The organism is Pontitalea aquivivens (genome assembly GCF_046507575.1).
GTDB classification, from domain to species: domain Bacteria; phylum Pseudomonadota; class Alphaproteobacteria; order Rhodobacterales; family Rhodobacteraceae; genus Pontitalea; species Pontitalea aquivivens.
Map to the genome: position 1 here is coordinate 80,269 of NZ_JBKFEY010000009.1, position 19,766 is coordinate 100,034.

General features: G+C 66.8%; 17 protein-coding genes. 12 read left to right on the top strand and 5 right to left on the bottom strand.

Annotation, left to right across the window (positions count from 1 at the left end; translation table 11 throughout):
- The first annotated feature begins 173 nt into the window (after nt 1–173).
- Genes dctP through ACK8OU_RS11675 form a run of 4 tightly spaced genes read left to right on the top strand, consistent with a single transcriptional unit; the run spans nt 174 to nt 4,215 of the window.
- Nucleotides 174–1,178 carry a TRAP transporter substrate-binding protein DctP gene (dctP, locus tag ACK8OU_RS11660; RefSeq protein WP_410303599.1) on the top strand — a complete coding sequence of 335 codons (1,005 nt, stop codon included), beginning with the start codon at nt 174–176 and terminating at the stop codon, nt 1,176–1,178.
- Nucleotides 1,175–1,681, top strand: coding sequence for a TRAP transporter small permease (locus ACK8OU_RS11665; protein WP_410303600.1), 507 nt, complete (start codon nt 1,175–1,177; stop codon nt 1,679–1,681). Before dctP ends, ACK8OU_RS11665 begins: the two co-directional genes overlap by 4 nt.
- A complete protein-coding gene (locus ACK8OU_RS11670; RefSeq protein ID WP_410303601.1) occupies nt 1,678–2,967 on the top strand; it encodes a TRAP transporter large permease in 1,290 nt (429 codons plus the stop codon). Before ACK8OU_RS11665 ends, ACK8OU_RS11670 begins: the two co-directional genes overlap by 4 nt.
- 9 nt (nt 2,968–2,976) lie before the next feature.
- Entirely contained in the window at nt 2,977–4,215 is a 1,239-nt protein-coding gene (locus tag ACK8OU_RS11675) for a M24 family metallopeptidase (protein ID WP_410303602.1), read from the top strand.
- A 98-nt stretch (nt 4,216–4,313) separates the two neighbouring features.
- Here the strand turns inward: ACK8OU_RS11675 and ACK8OU_RS11680 are convergent, their stop codons facing one another.
- A complete protein-coding gene (locus tag ACK8OU_RS11680) occupies nt 4,314–4,916 on the bottom strand; it encodes a TetR/AcrR family transcriptional regulator (RefSeq protein WP_410303603.1) in 603 nt (200 codons plus the stop codon).
- 75 nt (nt 4,917–4,991) lie between these two features.
- Between ACK8OU_RS11680 and ACK8OU_RS11685 the strand changes: the two genes are divergently transcribed.
- Complete coding sequence (locus ACK8OU_RS11685; protein WP_410303604.1) at nt 4,992–6,299, top strand: efflux RND transporter periplasmic adaptor subunit; 1,308 nt, start codon at nt 4,992–4,994, stop codon at nt 6,297–6,299.
- The gene (locus ACK8OU_RS11690; protein WP_410303605.1) at nt 6,296–9,391 is read left to right on the top strand and encodes an efflux RND transporter permease subunit; all 3,096 of its coding nucleotides are present in this window, start codon (nt 6,296–6,298) and stop codon (nt 9,389–9,391) included. Before ACK8OU_RS11685 ends, ACK8OU_RS11690 begins: the two co-directional genes overlap by 4 nt.
- Before the next feature lie 209 nt (nt 9,392–9,600).
- Here the strand turns inward: ACK8OU_RS11690 and ACK8OU_RS11695 are convergent, their stop codons facing one another.
- The 4 genes from ACK8OU_RS11695 to ACK8OU_RS11710 are packed head-to-tail and all read right to left on the bottom strand — an operon-like array spanning nt 9,601 to nt 14,019.
- Nucleotides 9,601–10,431, bottom strand: a complete 831-nt coding sequence (locus ACK8OU_RS11695) for a hypothetical protein (RefSeq protein ID WP_410303606.1) — start codon at nt 10,429–10,431, stop codon at nt 9,601–9,603.
- On the bottom strand, nt 10,428–12,032 hold the full coding sequence (locus ACK8OU_RS11700; protein ID WP_410303607.1) for an acyl-CoA synthetase: 1,605 nt from the start codon (nt 12,030–12,032) through the stop codon (nt 10,428–10,430). Before ACK8OU_RS11700 ends, ACK8OU_RS11695 begins: the two co-directional genes overlap by 4 nt.
- A complete protein-coding gene (locus tag ACK8OU_RS11705; RefSeq protein WP_410303608.1) occupies nt 12,029–13,198 on the bottom strand; it encodes an acetyl-CoA acetyltransferase in 1,170 nt (389 codons plus the stop codon). Before ACK8OU_RS11705 ends, ACK8OU_RS11700 begins: the two co-directional genes overlap by 4 nt.
- Entirely contained in the window at nt 13,195–14,019 is an 825-nt protein-coding gene (locus ACK8OU_RS11710) for an IclR family transcriptional regulator (RefSeq protein WP_410303609.1), read from the bottom strand. The genes ACK8OU_RS11705 and ACK8OU_RS11710 overlap by 4 nt, the downstream gene beginning before the upstream one ends.
- Before the next feature lie 199 nt (nt 14,020–14,218).
- Here ACK8OU_RS11710 and ACK8OU_RS11715 point away from each other — a divergent pair, with 199 nt between their 5' ends.
- The 6 genes from ACK8OU_RS11715 to ACK8OU_RS11740 all read left to right on the top strand — a co-directional run bounded on the left by ACK8OU_RS11715 (nt 14,219) and on the right by ACK8OU_RS11740 (nt 19,758).
- Nucleotides 14,219–15,223 (top strand): DctP family TRAP transporter solute-binding subunit, encoded by a 1,005-nt coding sequence (locus ACK8OU_RS11715; RefSeq protein WP_410303610.1) that lies wholly within the window; start codon nt 14,219–14,221, stop codon nt 15,221–15,223.
- A gap of 61 nt (nt 15,224–15,284) precedes the next feature.
- The gene (locus ACK8OU_RS11720; protein WP_410303611.1) at nt 15,285–15,773 is read left to right on the top strand and encodes a TRAP transporter small permease; all 489 of its coding nucleotides are present in this window, start codon (nt 15,285–15,287) and stop codon (nt 15,771–15,773) included.
- Nucleotides 15,766–17,085, top strand: coding sequence for a TRAP transporter large permease (locus ACK8OU_RS11725; protein WP_410303612.1), 1,320 nt, complete (start codon nt 15,766–15,768; stop codon nt 17,083–17,085). Before ACK8OU_RS11720 ends, ACK8OU_RS11725 begins: the two co-directional genes overlap by 8 nt.
- A 33-nt stretch (nt 17,086–17,118) precedes the next feature.
- Nucleotides 17,119–17,886: an SDR family NAD(P)-dependent oxidoreductase gene (locus ACK8OU_RS11730; RefSeq protein WP_410303613.1), complete on the top strand. Its 768-nt coding sequence runs from the start codon at nt 17,119–17,121 to the stop codon at nt 17,884–17,886.
- 92 nt (nt 17,887–17,978) lie between these two features.
- The gene (locus ACK8OU_RS11735) at nt 17,979–18,683 is read left to right on the top strand and encodes a GntR family transcriptional regulator (protein ID WP_410303614.1); all 705 of its coding nucleotides are present in this window, start codon (nt 17,979–17,981) and stop codon (nt 18,681–18,683) included.
- A gap of 112 nt (nt 18,684–18,795) precedes the next feature.
- A complete protein-coding gene (locus ACK8OU_RS11740; RefSeq protein WP_410303615.1) occupies nt 18,796–19,758 on the top strand; it encodes a dihydrodipicolinate synthase family protein in 963 nt (320 codons plus the stop codon).
- The last annotated feature ends 8 nt before the right edge of the window (nt 19,759–19,766 follow it).

The window sequence follows — 19,766 nt, forward strand, 5'->3', positions numbered from 1 at the left end:
CGGACGAACTGAAATCCGGCGGGGCACGGCGCGGCGGTCCCGTGTCGCGGACCTGGTCGGGCACGACGGAAAAGCCGTCCGCGCCCCCCAGACCCCGCGCCGACAGCGCCCTTGCGCGAAACGCGGGACAGGTGGATAGTTTTGACGAAACACGTCACTCGCCGGAGGTTCCGATGATCACGCGCATCCTGTCCACCACCGCCGCCCTTGCGGTGCTTGCCACCGCTGCCGGGGCCGAAACGGTCTGGCGGTTCAACAACAACTACGCACCCACCCGGCCCGAATCCGGCCATATCCGCGCCTTCGCCGAAGATGTCGGCCGCCTGACCGATGGCAGCCTGAAGATTGAGGTGATCGAGGGCGGCGGCATGAACCTGAAGGACGCCGACGCGCTGCGCTGGATGCAGACCGGCACGCCGGAAATCGCCTTTATCTGGCCGACCTTCATCGGCCGCGACGCGCCCGATCTGGCCAGCCTTTACGTCTATGGCTCGGTCTCGACCGCCGAGGAACACCTCAAGGCGCTGCCGGCGGTGAAAACCGCGCTGACCGGGGGCTTTGCCGAACGCGGCATTCCGGTGGTGGGCTTCATGGCGCTGCCGATCATCGACGCGAGCCTGTTCTGCCGCGAGCCGGTCACGACGCTGGACGAACTGCGCAGGAAAAAGCTGCGCGTGGGCTCGCGCGAGCAGGTGGAAACCTTCACCGCGCTGGGGGTGGCCGCACAGATCATTCCGCAGAATGAACTGTATTCCGCCCTGCAGACCGGCGTGGTCGATTGCGCCCTTTACGCCGCGCGCTTCGCCCAGTCGATTTCCCTGCAAGAGGTGGCCAAACACGCGACCTATTCGGGGTTCCCCTTCCCGCCGGTGCCCTATGCGATTGTGGCCCATCAGGGCAGCCTCGACAAGCTGACCGAGGCCGAGCGCGCCGCCCTGGCCGAGGCCGCGGTGGCCCTGGAAACGAACTCCTCCGATTTCTCGAAGGATGCCGAGGCCGAGGCCGCCGCGCGCAAGGCCCTGACCGAGGCCGGCGTGACCTGGTATGACCCGCTGACCCCGGCCGAGGTCGAGGAAATCCGCGCCGCCGCTACCACGACATGGGAAACGCTGTCCACCGAGGGCGGCGACAAGGCGCTGGCCTATCGCGCCCAGATCCTTGAGGCGCTGGCCAAGTGACACTGGCTGAGCGTATCGACCGGGCGATCCTCTGGGTCGCCCGGGCCCTTGCAGCCCTGGGCGCGGGGGCCGTGGCGGTGATGGCCGCGCTGACGGTGGCGGCGGTCTTCATGCGCTATGGCCTGGGCGCGCCCTTTCGCTTTACCGAGGAACTGGGCGGGCTGATGCTGGTGTGTTCGGTCTTTCTGGGCATGCCCTATGTGCTGGCCAGCCACGCCAACATCCGCGTGACACTGGCCTCGGACCGGGCGCGCGGGCCGCTGCGGCGGATGGTCTGGGTGCTGGGGCAGATCGTGCTGATCGCCTTTGCCGCCATCTTTTTCCGTGACGCGCTGGCGGATGCGCAATTCACCCAGAAGCTGAACCTCAAGACCGAGGTGGCGCGCATCGGCCTTGCGCCCTTCGTCTGGGTCATGGTCGCCGCCGTGGGCCTTGTCGGCGTGATCGGCGCCTGGCAGGCGCTGCGCCCGCCGCCCGAGAAACCCGAAGGACCGCATCCATGATCTGGGCCGTGATGGGCGGCACGCTTCTGGGCACAGTCCTGACCGGCGCGGTGCTGGGGGCGGCGCTGGGGCTGACGGGATTTGTCATCCTGCAATTCTGGTCGGGTGGCGCCACCAGCCTGGGGGTGCAGGCGGTCTGGAACACCTTCAACAGCTTTACCCTGACGGCGATCCCGCTGTTCATCCTGCTGGGGGAAATCCTTGTCGCTTCGGGCCTTGCGCGCAACATCTACCGCGCGCTGAGTCCGCTGTTCTCGCGCCTGCCGGGCGGGTTGCTGCATACCAACATCGCGGTCTGCGGCCTGTTCGGCGCGGTGTCGGGCTCGTCGATGGCGGTGGCGGCGGCGGTGGGCTCGGTCGCCTATCCCGAATTGACGCGGCGCGGCTATGACCGGCGCGCGGTGGTGGGCACGCTGGCGGGCGGCGGCACGCTGGGCCTGTTGATCCCGCCCAGCCTGAGCCTTCTGATCTATGGCGCCTTTACCGAAACCTCGATCGGCAAACTGTTTCTGGCGGGCGTCCTGCCGGGGATCGTGGCGGCGCTGGCCTTCATGGCCTGGATCGTGATCCACGCCCGCCGCAACCGCGCGATCGCGCCCGATGAGCCGCATGTGGCGCTTTGGCCCGCCCTGCGCGCCCTGGCCGAAACCTGGCCGCTGCTGACGCTGATCCTGGCGGTGCTGGGCAGCCTGTTCGCGGGGCTGGCCACGCCAACCGAAAGCGCGGGCGTCGGTGTTCTTGCCGCCATCGTCATCGGCTATACCCGGGGCGATCTGACGCTTGCCGGCATCGGCCAGGCGCTGATGACCACGGTCACCACCTTCAGCGTGATCGGCATGGTTTTCATGGGCGCGGTGGTTCTGGCACAGTCGATTTCGGTGCTGGGCCTGCCGCAGCAACTGTTGCGCATGCTGACCGAACTGGAAATCGGCCCGCTGGAACTGCTGGCGGTGGTGGTGCTGATCTATGTCCTCTTGGGCATGGTGTTCGACGGGCTGTCGATGATGATCATGACCCTGCCGATCGTCTTTCCGCTGCTGGTGGGGGTGGGCTATGATCCGGTCTGGCTGGGCGTCGTCATCACCCTGCTGATCGAGATCGGGATGCTGACCCCGCCGGTCGGCATGAATATCTTTGTCGTGATCGGCATGACCAATGGCGAGGTCCGGCTGGGTGAAGGCGCGCTGGCGGTGCTGCCCTACTGGCTGGTGTTGCTGGGGCTGATCGCGCTGATCACCGCGTTTCCGGGGCTGGTGCTTTGGCTGCCCGGGCTGGTCGCACTGTAGGGGGGAACGATGGCAGATCTGGACCGTGCGCGCGCCAGCGCCCTGATGGCGGCCGAGGGGATCGAGGCGCTGATCCTGCTGTCGCCCGAAAGCTTTCGCCACGCCACCGGCGCGCAGCCGGGGGTAGGCACGATGTGGCGCCGGGCGGGCGCGGTGGCGGTGCTGGTGCCCGCCGACCCGAACCTGCCGGAAATGGCGGTGGTGTCGGACCTGTTCGTGCCCGCCTTCCGCGCGGCCTCGCATATCACCGACATCCGGCCAAGCCCCTTGTGGGTGGAAATCGCCACCCTGCCGCCGGGGCTTGATGCCCTGCCGCTGGATCAGGCCCTGACCCGCGCCTGGGCGACCGAGGGGCGCGATCCCGATTTCCTGCGCCCCACCACCTTCGACCCGGCGACCTGCTGGCGGCATCTGGCGCAGGCCCTGACGGATCGCGGCCTGTCCCAGGCCCGCGTCGGGGTGGAAATGGCGGCGATCTCTGCCGCCGACCTGCCGGCACTGGCAAGCGCCCTGGCGCCTGCGCGGCTGGTCGATGGCAGCGCGCTTTCCGCCCGGCTGAAGATGGTGAAATCCCCCGCCGAAATTGCGCTGCTGCGGCAGGCCGTCGGCTTGGCCGAACAGGGCATCGCCGCGATCCGCGACGCCATTGCCCCAGGCATCAGCCGCGATGCGCTGTCCGCGATCTGGTCCGCCACGATCGCCGCAAACAAAGGCGATGCGCCGCTGACCGGGGCCTGGGATTATCTGTCCGTCGGGCCCGATCCCTGGGGCGGCAATGCGGTGGCCCTGCCGGGCGATCTGATCAAGGTCGATGTGGGTTGCCTGATGGCGGGCTATACCTCGGACACGGGGCGCACCTTCGTGGCGGGCGCGCCCTCGGCTAGGGCGCAGCGGGTGCATGACGCGCTGATGGCGGGGTTCCGGGCCGGGATGGCGGTGCTGGGCCCCGGCATCCCCCTGTCGCAGGTGCATCGCGTGACGCAAGACGCGATCCGCGGCGCGGGCCTGCCGGGCTTCAGCCGGGGTCATTACGGCCACGGTCTGGGCGCCAGCCTTGGCAGCGAGGAATGGCCCTTCATCGCCGCCGACAGTGACGTGATCGCCGAACCCGGCATGGTGCTTGCCTTCGAATGCCCCTTCTACGTCACGGGCCTTGGCGGTTTCATCATCGAGGATCAGGTTCTGATCACCGCCACCGGGGCCAAGCCGATGAACCGCCTGCCCCATGACCTGATCGCTTGCGGCTAGATCAGTTCAGGCGGTGCGCCCGGTACAAGGATCCGATGCGATGCCGTAGTTGCGCACCCGGCAGACCGCCCCCAAAGTCCGGTATTCCCGCCTGTGCGTTACCCGCGCTTGCCAGCCAGCAGTGACAGTTGCAGGTCAAGCAGCCGCATCCCTTCGGTCTCCAGCGAAAATCCGCGCGCGCCAAGGCCCCAACGGATGGCGATACCCTGCACCAGCGATGTCAGCAGGATTGCGGCATCCTGTGCCTCGATGTCCGCACCTGTCGATCCATCCCTGCCCATGTCTTCCAGACAGGCAACCAGATGTGCCTGATACTGCGCCAAAAGCCCGCGAAAGCGGTCGCGCAGAAATGCGTTGTCGACGTTCAATTCGCGCGAATGCAGGATGGCGGGCAGCGCCGGGCAGGCCTCGATCTGGCGCAGCTGGGCCGCAATCAGGCCACGCAGCCGGTCTTTCGGCGCACCACGGCCGGCCAGCGCCTGATCCCAGGCCCGATGCAGGCGTTCGGCGATCACCTCGCCCACGCTGGTCCACAGTTCAGCCTTAGCCGGAAAATGCCGGAAGATCGCGGCCTGCGTCACCCCGACCTCACGCGCGATGTCGTTCGTGGTCAAGCGATCCGGCCCGATCCGGTCGGCCAGGCGCAAAAGCGCCTCGACAATGTCGGCCTTGCGGTCTTCGGCGGGTTTTCGGCGGATCATGGCGGCCCCTTGTAAGTAATCTATCACTAACATTATAATGACAAAAATCAAGCCGATTCGGCTGAGGAGCCTTCCATGCCCCGCCTGCCTGCCCTTCTGGCCCTTCCCCCCATCGCGCTTGGCGCCGCGATTGCCGCCTGGATGATCACGACCGCGCCCGGCCCCGCGCAGGAAAGCGGCCCCATGCCCGGTCTGGCGGTCCGCGTAACGCCTGTTGCCGCGCAGGATATCCGCCCGGTGACGCATGGCTGGGGCGCGGTCCGCGCCGCACAAGGCTGGACCGCCGTGGCCGAGGTGCGCGGGCAGGTGATCTGGCGCCACCCCGACCTGGAAGAGGGTCAGCTGATCCCGGCGGGCACCGAGGTGCTGCGCATCGATCCGGCCGATTACGATCTGGCCATCGCGCAGGCCGAGGCGGACCTGATGGCGCTGCAGGCCGAAGCGGCACAGATCGCCGCCGAGGCCGAAAATACCAACCGCGTGCTGGCCCTTGAATCCGGGCGGCTGGCCCTGGCCGAGGCTGATCTGGCCCGCATCCGGGGGCTTGTGACGCAGGGGGTGAACCCGCAAACCCGCGCGGATGAGGCCGAAAAGGCGGTGCTGCAAACCCGCCGTACCGTGACCGAGCTGCAAAACAGCCTGTCCCTGATCCCGTCGCGGCAGGCCCGCATCAGCGCCCAACAGGCCCGGACAAAGGCCACCCTGGCACGCGCCCGCCGCGACCGCGACCAGACCGTGCTGACCGCCCCCTTCGATCTGCGCGTGACCAGGGTCGCGGTGGATCTGTTCCAGCCGGTGGCCATCGGCCAGGTTCTGGTGCAGGGCGATGGGCTGGACCGGGCCGAGGTGGTGGTGCAGGTTCCCCTGCCCGCCTTCCGGCGGCTGTTGTTCCCGATCGACCGGCCCGATGATCCGTTGGCCGCAATCCGGCAAGGCCCCGCATCGCGGATGAGCGCGCAGTTGCACCCGCTGTCGGACCCGTCGCAGATCTGGCAGGCCGAGGTGGCCCGCGTCGAAGGCGCGCTTGACCCCAAGGCGCGCAGCGTGCCGGTGGTGGTCAGCGTGGCCAACCCCTATACCGATGCCGCCCCGCCCCTGCGCCTTCCATTGGTGCCGAACATGCAGGTACAGGTAACCCTGACCGGCGCGCCTGTGCACGATGCGGTTGCCATCCCCGAGGCTGCCGTGCACGGCGATACCGTCTATCTGGCCACCGCCGATGACCGGCTTGAAATCCGTCCCGTCACCCCCGCCTTCCGGCAGGATGGGCTGGTGGTGATCCGCGACGGTCTTGCCCCCGGCGACCGTCTGGTGCTGGATGACATCGCGCCGGCCCTGCCCGGCATGCTGCTGCTGCCCGTTCCGCCCGGGGCCACGCCATGATCCGCTGGTTTACGGGGCATCCCACGGCGGCCAACCTTCTGCTTCTGGTGTTCATCGCCGCCGGCAGCTTTGCCGCGCCGACGCTGCTGCGCGAAACCTTCCCCGATTTCCGCCCCGCCGAGGCCGAGATCGTCGTCACCTATCGCGGCGCGGCGGCCGAGGATGTGGAAACCGGCATCTGCGCGCCCTTGTGGGATGCGGTGCAGGGGGTCGAGGCGCTGGACAGCCTTACCTGCGCCGCGCAGGACAACCGCGCCCGCGCCGTGGCCACCATGAAACCTGCGGGCGACGCCAACCGCTTCGTGGCCGAACTGCGCACCGAAGTGACCGCAATCGACACCTTCCCCGACCGCGCCGATCCGGCCACGGTGCGCGAATTGCACCGCACCGATCTGGTTACCTCGGTCGCGGTATCGGGCGATCTGCCCTTGTCCGAGCTTGATCTTTACGCTGACGGCCTGGCCGACCGGCTGGCGGCGCTGCCCGATGTGGCACGGGTCAACCGGGCGGGGCTGGGCGCGCGCACGCTTTCGGTACTGCCCGACCGTGCGGTTCTGGCCCAGCACGGGCTGACGGCGGCGGGGCTGGCACAGGTGATCGGCGTGCAAAGCCTGGATCTGCCCGCGGGGCGGCTGGAAACCGCCGCGCAGGACCTGACCCTGCGCTTCACCGCCGAGGCCCGCACGGTCGGGATGCTGGCTGCCCTGCCCGTTCTGACACGACCCGACGGCGCAGTGCTGACCCTGGGCGAGGTCGCGCGGATCACCGAAACCCATGAGCCGCCCGAGGAACAGGCCCGCCTGAACGGGGCCCCCGCCATCATCCTGGAAATCCACAAACCGCTGGAGGCGGATGCCCTGCGCGCGCTGGATGCGGTCAAGGCGGTGGTGGTCACGGAAACCGCCCGCCTGCCCGAAAGTGTGTCGGTTCAGGTCGTTCAGGACGTCACCTCGATTATCCGCGATCGCCTGGCCATGCTGGTGGAAAACGGCATCATCGGCCTGCTGCTGGTGGTCGCGGTCATGAGCCTGTTTTTCCGCCCGGCCTTTGCGATCTGGGCGGCGATGGGCCTGCCGGTGGCGTTTCTGGGCGCTTTCCTGTGGATGTCGGTCACGGGGCTCAGCCTGAACATGATGACGCTGGTCGCCCTTCTGATGGCGATCGGCATCGTGATGGACGATTCCATCGTGCTGTCGGATTCCATCGCCGTTCATGCGGCCAGGGGCGTCAGTGTCGACAGCGTCACCGCCGGTGTGCTGGCCGTAGCGCCGGGGGTGGCGTCCTCATTCCTGACCACCGTTGCGGTTTTTGTCCCGCTGTCCTTTCTGTCGGGCGAACTGGGCGCGGTGCTTGAGGTGCTGCCGCTGGTCCTGCTGGCTGCGCTGGCCGCAAGCCTGATCGAGGCCTTTCTGATCCTGCCCCATCACCTGAAAGGCGGGCTTACGGGCAAGGACAGGCCGCCCTCACGGTTCCGCGCGGCCTTTGACCGGGGCTTTGCCGCGCTGCGCGACCGTGGCGTCGGCCGGCTGGCCGATGCGGCGATCCGCGCCCGCTGGCTGGTGCTGGGGCTGTCGGTGGGCGCGCTGGTCGCAACGTTCGGGGCCCTGGGCGGCGGGTTGGTCAAGCGCGAGGCAATGCCCGACATTGACGGCGATGTGCTGGAAGCGCGCATCCTGCTGCCCGCGGGCACGCCGCTGGCCCGTACAAACGACGCCGTGGCACAGGTCGAAGCCGCCTTGGCCCGCGTCAATGACCGGCTCAGCCCCGCCCAACCCGGCGCGCAGGCGCTGGTGCTGCGCACCATCACGCGACTGGGGCGCAATGCCTCGGCGGGGGAAACGGGGCCGCATCTGGCCACCGTCTCGGCCGACCTTCTGTCAGCGGAAACCCGTGCCACGACACTGGACGACCTGATCGCCCAATGGCGCGATGAAATCGGCCCGCTGCCCGGTGTATCCTCGCTGATCCTGATGGAACCCGGGATCGGCCCGCAGGGAATCGCGGTGGAACTGCGCCTGTCGCACCCCGACCTTGCCACGCTGGAAGCCGCCGGGCGGGCGACGCTGGCCGAACTGGAAACCTATCGGGGGGTGCGCAATGCGATGCTGGACCTGCGCCCCGGCAAACCCGAACTGCGCCTGCACCTGGCACCGGGGGCGCGCACGCTGGGGCTGACGGCCGCCGATGTGGCGGGGCAGTTGCGGGCCGCCTATCTGGGCACGCAACTGGCCGATGTGCGCCAGGGCGACCTGCCCTTTGAGGTGCAGGTTCTTCTGGCGGCCAGCGACCGCGATGCCCGCGCCGATCTGGAAAACTTCACCATCGCACTGCCCGACGGCACGGCGGTACCGCTGGATACCGTGGTCAACATCCAGGAGGCGCGCGGCTGGTCCAGCATCACCCGGCGCGACGGGCTGCGCACGCTGACGGTGCAGGCCGATGTCGATGGCCGCATCGGCAATGCCGATGCGATCACCGCGCGAATTACAAACGGCTTTCTGCCCGATCTGGCCGCCCGTCACCCGGGCCTGACGCATGAAGTCGCAGGCCAGGCGGCCAATTCCGCCGAAACCGTCGGCTCAATCCTGCGCGGCTTCCTGATCGGGATCGTAGGGGTTTATCTGATCCTGTCATTCCAGTTCCGCAGCTATGTCGAACCCCTGATCGTGATGCTGACCATACCCCTGGCCTTTCTGGGGGTGATCTGGGGCCATGTGCTGATGGGCTACAACATCTCGATGCCTTCGCTTGTGGGCGCGGCCTCATTGGCCGGGATCGTCGTCAACAACGCCATCCTTCTGGTCGAGGTGATCCGGGCGCGGATGACGGCGGGGCTGGGCGTGATACAGGCCGCGGGCGCGGCCGTGCGATCGCGTTTCCGCCCGATCTTCGTGTCGGTTTCCACCACCATCCTGGGGATGGCGCCGCTTCTGGCCGAAACGTCGACCCAGGCGCAGACACTGAAACCGCTGGTCATCTCGGTGGTCTTTGGTCTGCTGACCTCGACGGTGCTGGTGCTGCTGGTCCTGCCAGCATTCTACGCCATTCTTGCCGATCTCGGGCTGGGCCGCGCTGGCCGCACCAGCCGCTGAGCGGAATGCAACACGATCCGCGGCGGCCTTCATCCGCAAATTGCTTGTTGGCGTCCTGGCCGGGCACCGTTCCGGGCGCCTGAAACGGTCTACAGGATGGGCGCCCGATCGCACACCGCCATAACACACTGGCCGCAAGTCCCGGACCCTGTTGCGTGAAGGCGACATCACGGCACCAGGATTGCCACCCCGGCCACAAGCACCGCGTCTTACCCGCCGATCAACAGGATCTCGGCGGTGATGCAGATGCGGTTTTCCCCGGCCATCAGCACGCCACAACAGGGCCTGCCGTCAAAGCCGACCGAAGCCACGTCAAGGCAGACCCGCCCCCCCGCCAACCGCCCCGCGCGCACCAGGATCTCGGTGGCGTAGCTGTCCAGCCGCGCGCCGGTGAACCGGGTATCGACCAGGCTGCCGATACCCTCGATCCGGGCCTCGGACATCCCCGCCCCTTGGGCGATCCGTGCCAGCAGGGCATGGGGGTCTTCGTTCGGGCGCAACGTGCACAGCACGGCATCGGCGCCATCGGCGTCCCCCGCCGCTTGCGGGGCGAACAGGTCAAAGCCGGTTTCCGGGTCGGGCATAACCGACAGGCCCGCCCCGCGCAGGCCCCAGCCCTCGGCCAGAAGATCCTCGGCCAGGGCCGAGTCCGGCAGCAGCATGTGGCCCATGTGCAGCGCGCCATCGGCCGACCACAGCCCGTGGCAATGCTGAAAGGCCGCGCCCGCCCGGTTGCCCAGATGCAGCCCCGCGTCCTGGACCCGGGCATCGTGCAGCGGGGGCGCGGCGCGGTACCATGCCGCCCGGCCATCGCCCGGCGCGGGCCCGGGCACGACATAGGACAGGCGGCGGAAATGTGCCCCGACAAGGCGCAGATACCCGGCGGTGAACCCGGCCCTGGCAAAGGCGTCGGTGACCGCACGGTCAAAGGGCAGGCCCGCCGCGATCCGCAGCGTCACCGGCGTGGCCCGGCAGGGCAGCGCGGCAAAACGGGCGGGATTGCGCGGCCCGGGGTGGGCAAGACTGCGCGGCGCGATCATCCCGCGGTGTCCGCGGGCGCGATGTCGCCGCGCGCGGCAAGCTCCTCGCGGATCATCTTCTTGGTGATCTTGCCATAGGCCGACTTCGGCATTTCATCCCAGAAGATCACCTGACGCGGCATCTTGTAGCGCGCGATCCTGCCCGCAAGCCAGTCCAGCAGCGCCGCACCGTCCGGCGCCGCCCCCGCACGGGCGACACAGACCGCCACGCCGACCTCACCCCACAGCGGGTCGGGCACACCAAGCACGGCAACCTCGGAAATGTCGGGATGTTGCAGGATCTTTTCCTCGATCTCGCGCGGATAGATGTTGGATCCGCCCGAGATATACATGTCCGACGCCCGCCCCGTCAGATAGACAAAGCCCTGCGCATCCATGTGCCCCAGATCGCCGGTCAGGAACCAGCCGTTGCGGAAGCTTTTGGCATTGGCGCCCGGGTTATTGAAATAGCCCGCAAAGACCGCCGGGCCGATCACCGCGATTTCACCCGTCTCGCCGGGGGCGCATTCGTTGCCCTGGGCATCCTGGATCTGCACCTGCATCCCGGTGCGGGCAAAGCCGCAGGTGCCGATGCGCATGACGGCATCGTCCAGATGGTGATGCGCGGGTGGCAGAACGGTGATGTTGCCCGTCACCTCGCCCAGGCCGAAATACTGCACCAGCTTCGGGCCCAGAACCTGCAGCGCGCGGATCTGATCAGCGCGATACATCGGCGCGCCGGCATAGATCACATAGCGCAGGCTGGAATGGTCATGATCCGCCACCGACGGGTGTTCAACCAGCAGCTTGACGATCGTGGGCACGGTGAAGGCATTGGTGACCTTCCATTTTTCGACCAGCCGCCAGACCTCGGCCGGGTCGAATTTCGTCCCCCCCGGCAGGATGGTCTTTGCGCCATGCGCCACCTGCGCCAGCTGATGGATGCCCGCCCCGTGCGACAGCGGCGCCACCACGATCGAGGCATCCCCCGGCCCGGTCCCCGGCATCAGATCGCACAGATGGTTGGTGATCACGAAGGCCAGCTGCCCATGCGTCAGCACCGCCGCCTTGGGCCGCCCCGTCGTGCCCGAGGTAAAGAAGAACCACGCCGGATCATCGCGCGCCACCGCCACGGCGGGTGCGGCCTGGCCCATGTAATCGGCCACCAGGCTGTCATAATCCGCCGCGCCCTGCCCGCCGATCGAGATACGAAAGCCCGGATCGGCGCAGGCGGCGGCATGATCGGCAAACTCGGCCCCGTACAGCAGCCCGCGCGCCTGCGAACTTTGCGCAAGCCAGGCGATATCCTCGGGCGACTGGCGGAAATTGGCCGGTACCCAGACCGCACCGATCCGCCAGCAGGCGAACATCGCCTCGAACATCTGGTTGTTGTTGGCCGATTGCACCAGCAGCCGGTCGCCCTTGCCAAGGCCAAACCGGTCGACCAGGGCGGCGGCGAAGGCGGCGGAACGGGCCTCGATCTCGGCCCAGGTCCAGCTGCGGTCGCCCCAGACAAAGCCGATCTCGTCGGGGTGGCGCCGGGCGCTTTCGGTCAGGAACTGCGACAGGTTCATCACCCGCGTCGAAACCGGCGCGATCCCGTTCGAAAGGTCGATGGTCATTTCACGCGTTCCAGGATCGAGACGTAATTCGTGACCGCAGCGCCACCCATGTTGAACACGCCCGCCATCGTGGCGCCGGGGATCTGCATGCCACCTGCCTCGCCCATCAGCTGCATCGCGGCCATGACGTGCATCGACACGCCCGTGGCGCCGATCGGGTGCCCCCTGGCCTTCAACCCCCCCGAAGGATTGACCGGCAGCTTGCCCCCCTTCGCGGTGGTACCTTCGCGGATGACGCGCGCGCCCTGCCCGCGTTCGGCCAGGCCCATCGCCTCATATTCCAGCAATTCGGCAATGGTGAAGCAATCGTGCGTTTCCACCAGCGACAGATCACCCAGCCCCACCCCCGCGCGTTCCAGCGCCTGCGCCCAGGCGCGCCGGGCGCCGGCGAATTCCAGCGCGTCGCGGCGCGACAGCGCCATCATCTCATTGGCATGCGTCCGCGCGCGGAAGGCGATGGCGCGACGCATCCCCGCCGCGGTTTCGGGATCGGCCAGCACCAGAACCGCCGCGCCGTCCGACACCAGCGAACAATCCGTGCGGCGCAGGGGGCCTGCCACGATCGGGTTTTTTTCCGACACGGTATTGCAGAATTCCTTGCCGAAATCCTTGCGCATATGGGCCAGCGGGTTGGCCATGCCATTGGCATGGTTCTTGGCCGCGATCATCGCCAGGGCCTCGGACTGGTCGCCATGGCGCTGGAAATAGTTACCCGCGATCTGGCCAAACAGGCCAGCAAAGCCACCCCCTACCTGCGCCTCTTCCTTGTGATAGCTTGCGCCCAGCAGAATGTCGCCCACCTTGGCGGTGGGTGTCGCGGTCATCTTTTCCGCGCCGATCACCAGCGCGATCTTGCCGCGGCCGGCGGCGATGAAATCCATCGCCCCATGCAGCGCCGCCGATCCGGTGGCGCAGGCGTTTTCATAGCGCGTGGCAGGCGTGTGGGCAAAGCGGTCATCCCCCATCGCCACCAGTGCGCCCTGAAAATCCTGCGGGGAAAAGCCGTTGTTGAAGACCCCCACGAACAGGCCATCCACATCCGCGGGGGTGATGCCGGCATGGACCAGGGCCTCGGACACGGCGGCGGCCATCAGGGCCTCGGTATCGGGCAGGTCGGATTTGCCAAAGGCGGTATGCCCCCAGCCGACAATCTGGGCTTCGTTCATGCGGTTCTCCTGTCAGGTGTGCCCCGGCGCAGGGCGTAAAGCCGGGCCAGGGATTTTTCGATCTCGGCCGCCCCGGCGCGCAGCCGGACCAGCAGGTCATCGCGGCGCGGGCGCTGCATCCGGCTTTCGATCGCGGCCAGCGACAGCGCACCGGCCAGGGCGCCATCGGGCCAGCGCAGCGCAAGCCCCAGGCCCCAGGAATCGGGGTAAAGCAGCCCGGGGTTCAGCGCATGGCCATTCTGGCGCGTGACCCGCACATGATCGCGGATCAGATCGGGGGGCAGGGCGGCATAGCTGGCCGCCAGCTGCGCGGCATTGGCGTCCAGCGCGGCCTCGACCTCGGCATCGGGCAAGGCCGCCAGCATCGCCAGCGACCCCGCCCCCACGCCCAAGGGGTGCAACTGCCCCGCCATCAGCGCATGGGTGCGGATCGGATAGCTGCCCTCTTCGCGGTGCAGGCACAGCGCCCAATACCCCTGCCGGATGGAAACAAAGGCCGCATCCCCGGTTTCACGGGCAAGCCGGGCCAGGACGGCAAAGGAATGTTCCAGAATTCCATGGCGTTGCGCCGCAAACATCCCCAGAATATAGGCCTCTTCGCCCAGGAAATAGCGTCGCGTATCAGGGTTCTGTTCGACCAGGCCACCGCGCATCAGCGCCAGCAGCAGCCGCCGCACGGTGGGCTTGTTCAGCCCGCTTTGCGCGACCAGATCGCCCAGTGTCACGCCCGCCACGCCCCCCCGGCCCACCGCGCTTAACAGGGCAAGCGCACGATCCACCGTCTGGGCGCCACCCAGGCCTGTCGAGGACGCCTTTCCCATTTGTTCCATATTGTGGACCACAATTCCGCCCCAGCAAGCCATTTGCAACAAAGTTTTCAGCTTGATTTTTGCCTTTTACGATCCTTTTGCAAGGCTTTATTTTTCTTGTCCGATTTTCCATTCCACTATATGGATCAACAATGCTGCAGGAGGCAGCACCATAACCGGCCCCAAGGGGCCACCTGCTTGGGAGGAAGACATGACATTCGCAATTTTCGGCAGGACTGCCTTCGCGTCGATACTGGCCGGCGCGCTGATGGCCGGTGCCGCCGGTGCCGAAACACTGCGCCTGTCGCACAACACCGGCGACACCACCACCTGGCACAAGGGGGCCGAAAAATTCGCCGAACTGATCGCGGGCGCGACCGGCGGCGACATCGAGGTGCGCGTGTTCCCCAATGCCCAGCTTTCGGGCGGTGACCAGATGCGCCAGGCTGAAATGGTGGGCCGCGGCGCGCTGGATCTGGTGGTGACCTCGGCGATCAACGTGACGCCTCTGGTGCCGGAAATGGCCGTGTTCTCGTTGCCCTACCTCTATGCCAACTACGCACAGGTCGATGCCACCACCCAGGGCGCACCCGGCGAGATGATGGCGGGTATCCTGGCCGGAAAGGGCATCGTCGTTCTGGCCTGGGGCGAAAACGGCTTTCGCGAAGTCACCAACAACATCCGCCCCGTCACCTCGCCCGACGATATGAAGGGGCTGAACATGCGCGTCGCGGGGCCGATGTACATCGACGTGATGAACGCGCTTGGCGCCAACCCCCAGCAGATGCAGTGGGGCGAAACCATCACCGCGCTGCAGCAGGGCGTGGTCGATGGCCAAGAAAACCCGATCGGCGCGGTCATCATTCCGCAGCAGGTCTATGAGGTGCAGAAATACCTGACGACCTGGCATTATTCCTACGACCCCATCTTCATCGGCATCAGCCAGCAGAAATGGGACAGCTATGATGCCGAAACCCAGGCCAGGCTGCGCGCCGCCGCCCAGGAAGCCATGAGCTATCAGCGCGACATCTCGCGCGAGGCGACGGCCAGCGGCATCGACTTCCTGCGCGAAAAGGGCATGGAGGTCTATGAACCCACCGCCGAGGAACTGGCCGCCTTCAAGACCGCAACCCAAAGCGCGTTTGACACCTGGGCGGCCAAGGTCGGCCCGGAAATCGTCGGTGCCTTCCAGGACGCGATCGCGGCCGCCAACTGAGCCTTTGGCCGGCGCGCCCGATACAGGCGCGCCGGTCTGGTTTCAACCCGGGGGAGGCGTGATGGCGTTCATCCTGCACGAGGCCGAAAAGATCATCTGCGCGGTGCTCTTTCTGGCGATGACCTTGCTGGGCTTTGCCAATGTCGTGGTGCGCTACGGCACGAATTATTCCCTGGCCGTCACCGAAGAACTGTTGACCAACGGCTTCCTGCTGCTGACCGTGTTCGGGGCGGCGGTGGCGGCGCGGCGGGGCGAACATCTGGCCGTGACGCTGGTACATGACCTGTTGCCGCGCCCGCTGCAACGGGCGGTCTTCCTTCTGTCGGTGTTGCTGTCGGTCGCGCTTCTGGCGCTGTCGGCGTGGTTTTCCTGGCAATCCGTCGCCAATCTGATGGCCAACGGCATGCGGTCCTACGGGCTGGGGATCCCCGCCTGGTATTATCAGATCGCGGTGCCCTTCGGCTTTGCACTGGTGCTGGTGCGCTATCTGCAGCATGCGGTTTCGGTGCTGCGCGGCGCCCCGCAGCATGAGGTGATCCCCGATGTCTGACCCGTTTCCCGGCCTGCCCGCGGGCACCGAGATGATCATCCTGTTTTTCATCCTGATCGCGCTGCGCGTGCCTGTGGCCTTTTCGCTGGGCCTGTCGGCGATCCATGCGATGTGGCAGATCGGCTTCGGGCTGGACCTGGCGGGCGATCTGATCGCCACGGGGGTTACGAAATTCTCGCTGCTGGCCATTCCCTTCTTCATTCTGGCGGGCACGCTGATGGGATCGCTGGGTATCGCGGAACGGATGATCCGGTTCTTCCGGGTGCTGATCGGCACTACGCCGGGGGGCATGGGGGTGGTGGGTACGGTGGTGTGCCTGTTCTGGGGCGCGGTCAGCGGATCGGGCCCGGCCTCGGTGGCCGCGATCGGCCCGATGATCATCAAGGGGATGGAGGAAGACGGCTATCCGCGCGCTTATGCGGCGGGTCTGGTCTGTACCGGGGCGGCACTGTCGATCGTGATCCCGCCCTCGATCGGGCTGGTGATCTATGGGGTGATCGCGGAAACCTCGATCTCGCAGCTGTTTCTGGCGGCGATCCTGCCGGGGCTGGCGATGGGGGCGATGATGCTGCTGACGCTGCCTTTCGCAAAACCCCGCGGCGGGGCGGCGCTTGCGGCACTGTTCCCGATGCCCCATGCGGACAAGCCCTATATGACCCGGCTGTGGCTGTCGTTCAGGGACAGTTTCTGGGGCCTGATGACGCCGGTGGTCATCCTGGGCGGCATCTATTCGGGCATCTTCACCCCGACCGAGGCAGCCCTGGTCGCCACCGTCTATGCGCTGGCCGTGGGCGGGCTGGCCCATCGCACGCTGACGCTGCGCGGGCTTTACGACAGCCTGGCCAATGCCGCGGCCTCATCCGCCACGGTGATGCTGGTGGTCGCCTATGCAAGCCTTTTCGGCTGGGTCGTCACGGTCGAGGATCTGATCGGCCAGTATTCCGGCGCCCTGCTGGGGCTAAGCGAAAATGGCCTGGTGATCCTGCTGGTAATCATGCTGATCCTGCTGATCGCGGGCATGTTCATGGACCCGGTCACGGTGATGTTCATCTCGCTTCCGATCTTCATGCCGGTGGTGCGTGAACTGGGCTGGGACCCGGTCTGGTTCGGGGTCCTGGTGATGGTCAACCTGGCCATCGGCCTGATCACGCCGCCAGTGGGCATCAACCTGTTCGTGGCCGCCAACATCACCCGCCTGCCGATCGAACGGATCGCGCGCGGGGCGGTGCCCTTCCTTATCGTCTCGCTGGCGGGACTGGCGCTGATCGCGCTTGTCCCGCAACTTTCGCTGGTGGTGCTTGGCCCGCGCTGATTACCCGCGCCACACCCAACTGGGATATCCTTCATGACCGATAAAACCGCCATCGTCACCGGCGCCGCCCGCGGCATCGGGCTTGCCACCACAAAGCAGTTTCTGGCCGGGGGCCGCCGCGTCGCCATGATCGACCGCGACGCCGAGGCGCTTTTGCATGAGGCGGGCCAGCTGGACGGCGTCATCCCGGTGATCTGCGATGTCTCGCAGCCCGATCAGGTCGCGGCGATGATGGATCAATGCGCCCGCCAACTGGGCCGGATCGACGCGCTGGTCAACAATGCCGGCGTCGCCGATTTCGGCCCGATCGAAGACACCACCTTCGCCCGCTGGCGCGAGGTGATGGCCACCAACCTTGACGGCGTCTTCCTGTGTTCGCAAGCCGCGATCCCGCATCTGCGCCAGGCCCGGGGCGCCATCGTGAACATCGCCTCGATCTCGGGGTTGCGCGCCTCGACCCTGCGGGTAGCCTATGGCACATCGAAGGCGGCGGTGATCCACCTGACGCAACAACAGGCGGCAGAGCTGGGCGAATACGGCATCCGCGCCAATTGCGTGGCGCCCGGCCCGGTGCGCACGAAACTGGCGATGGCCGTCCATTCGCAGGACATCATCGATGCCTATCACGATGCGATCCCGCTGAACCGCTATGGCAGCGAGGATGAAATTGCCAGTGTCATCGTCTTCCTGTGCTCGGACAAGGCCAGCTATGTCACCGGCCAGACCATCGCATCGGACGGCGGGTTCCAGACCACCGGCGTCGGCCTGCCCGCCCTGCGGCGCGACACGGGACAGGCGTGATCCCCGGCGGGCCGCGAACCTGTTGCTGCGCGCACAACCGTGCAGTATTCTGTTTGTCGACAAGATGCCTTGAGATCACAGGAGCCCGCGACATGGCCGAGACCGAGCACGAAGCCCTTCAGGAACGCAAGCGTGGCTCGGGCGTCAAGCGGGTTTACGAATTGCTGCGCGATGAGATCCTTGATCTGAAACTGCCGCCGGGCAGCCCGATCGATGAGGTTCACCTGGCCGAACGTTTTGGCATGTCGCGCACGCCGATCCGCGAGGCGCTGGTCCGGCTGGCGGGCGAGGGGCTGGTGGAAACGCTGCCCAACCGCTCGGCCATGGTGTCGAACATCGATTTCGTGAACCTGCACACCTTCTTTGACGCGATCACACTGATGTATCGCGTCACCACCCGGCTGGCCGCGCAATACCACCGCCCCGAGGATCTGGACCGCATCCGCGCGCTGCAGGCCAGCTATGCCACCGCCGTCGACGCGCAGGATGCGCTGGCGATGGTGGCGATCAACCGCGATCTGCACGCCGCCATCGCCGAATCCGGGCGCAACCCCTATTTCACCACGCTGACCCTGCGCCTGCTGGATGAGGGGCGGCGCATCCTGCGGCTTTATTACCAGTCCTTCGATGACCGCCTGCCGCGCGAATATGTCGATGAACACGAAGCGATCATCGCCGCCATAGCCGCGCGCGATGTGGACCTGTGCGACCGGCTGGCCCGTGCCCATGCCGATCAGATCGTGCGCCAGGTCCAGCAGTTCTTTGCCCGCGACCAGCGAATGGATGTCGCGTTGTAGCCCGCGCGATTTCTTGTCGACAAATAAAATGCAAAAGGTATTATGACCTCGGGAATCGGCGCCCCGCCGGATTTCCGCCTGTTGCCGAACCCGGATCATGAGGAGTTTCCCGATGGACACCGCGATTTTCACCGGCGTCATCCCCGCGCTGATGACACCCTGCAAGGCCGACCGCACACCCGATTTCGACGCGCTGGTGCGCAAGGCAAAGGATCTGATCGCCGCGGGCATGTCCGCCGTTGTCTATTGCGGGTCGATGGGTGATTGGCCGCTGCTGACCGATGCGCAGCGGATGGAAGGGGTCGAACGGCTGGTGAAGGCCGGAATTCCGGTGATCGTGGGGACGGGGGCGGTGAATTCCGCGGCCGCCGCGGCCCATGCCGCACATGCCCAGAAAATCGGCGCGGCGGGGCTGATGGTGATCCCGCGGGTTCTGTCGCGGGGCGGTTCGCCGGTCGCACAGCGCCATCACTTCAAGGCGGTCCTGGCCGCGGCACCCGACCTGCCGGCGGTAATCTACAACAGCCCCTATTACGGGTTTGAAACCAAGGCCGACCTGTTCTTTGCCCTGCGGGCCGAACATCCGAATCTGGTGGGCTTCAAGGAATTCGGCGGCGCCCGGGCGATGACCTATGCGGCCGAACACATCACCAGCGCGGATGACGGGGTGATCCTGATGGCGGGCGTCGATACCGGCGTCTACCACGGCTATGTCAAATGCGGGGCGACCGGCACGATCACCGGCATCGGCAATGTGATCCCGAAAGAGATCCTGCATTTCGTGGCGCTGGCCAAGGCCGCCGCCGCAGGCGATGCCGATGCCCGCATCCGCGCCCGCGAACTGGGCGAGGCGCTGGAGGTTCTGTCATCCTGGGATGAAGGCTATGATCTGGTGCTGTATTACAAGCATCTGATGGTGCTGCAAGGCGATGCCGAATATGCGCTGCATTTCAACCCGACCGATGAGCTGACCCCCAGCCAGCGCGCCTGGGCCGAAACCCAGTTTGCCCAGTTCAAGACTTGGTATGCCAGCTGGAGCACGCTGCCCGGCGCGGTGCAGACCTGCAAGGTCTGATCCCGGTC

Coding starts and splice junctions, on each gene's coding strand:
- ACK8OU_RS11675 (WP_410303602.1), top strand. CDS start 2,977: ATGGCAGATCTGGACCGTGCGCGCGCCAGCGCCCTGATGGCGGCCGAG.
- ACK8OU_RS11700 (WP_410303607.1), bottom strand. CDS start 12,032: ATGACCATCGACCTTTCGAACGGGATCGCGCCGGTTTCGACGCGGGTG.
- ACK8OU_RS11715 (WP_410303610.1), top strand. CDS start 14,219: ATGACATTCGCAATTTTCGGCAGGACTGCCTTCGCGTCGATACTGGCC.
- ACK8OU_RS11670 (WP_410303601.1), top strand. CDS start 1,678: ATGATCTGGGCCGTGATGGGCGGCACGCTTCTGGGCACAGTCCTGACC.
- ACK8OU_RS11725 (WP_410303612.1), top strand. CDS start 15,766: ATGTCTGACCCGTTTCCCGGCCTGCCCGCGGGCACCGAGATGATCATC.
- ACK8OU_RS11685 (WP_410303604.1), top strand. CDS start 4,992: ATGCCCCGCCTGCCTGCCCTTCTGGCCCTTCCCCCCATCGCGCTTGGC.
- ACK8OU_RS11705 (WP_410303608.1), bottom strand. CDS start 13,198: ATGAACGAAGCCCAGATTGTCGGCTGGGGGCATACCGCCTTTGGCAAA.
- ACK8OU_RS11710 (WP_410303609.1), bottom strand. CDS start 14,019: ATGGGAAAGGCGTCCTCGACAGGCCTGGGTGGCGCCCAGACGGTGGAT.
- ACK8OU_RS11695 (WP_410303606.1), bottom strand. CDS start 10,431: ATGATCGCGCCGCGCAGTCTTGCCCACCCCGGGCCGCGCAATCCCGCC.
- ACK8OU_RS11680 (WP_410303603.1), bottom strand. CDS start 4,916: ATGATCCGCCGAAAACCCGCCGAAGACCGCAAGGCCGACATTGTCGAG.
- ACK8OU_RS11720 (WP_410303611.1), top strand. CDS start 15,285: ATGGCGTTCATCCTGCACGAGGCCGAAAAGATCATCTGCGCGGTGCTC.
- ACK8OU_RS11735 (WP_410303614.1), top strand. CDS start 17,979: ATGGCCGAGACCGAGCACGAAGCCCTTCAGGAACGCAAGCGTGGCTCG.
- ACK8OU_RS11740 (WP_410303615.1), top strand. CDS start 18,796: ATGGACACCGCGATTTTCACCGGCGTCATCCCCGCGCTGATGACACCC.
- ACK8OU_RS11690 (WP_410303605.1), top strand. CDS start 6,296: ATGATCCGCTGGTTTACGGGGCATCCCACGGCGGCCAACCTTCTGCTT.
- ACK8OU_RS11730 (WP_410303613.1), top strand. CDS start 17,119: ATGACCGATAAAACCGCCATCGTCACCGGCGCCGCCCGCGGCATCGGG.
- dctP (WP_410303599.1), top strand. CDS start 174: ATGATCACGCGCATCCTGTCCACCACCGCCGCCCTTGCGGTGCTTGCC.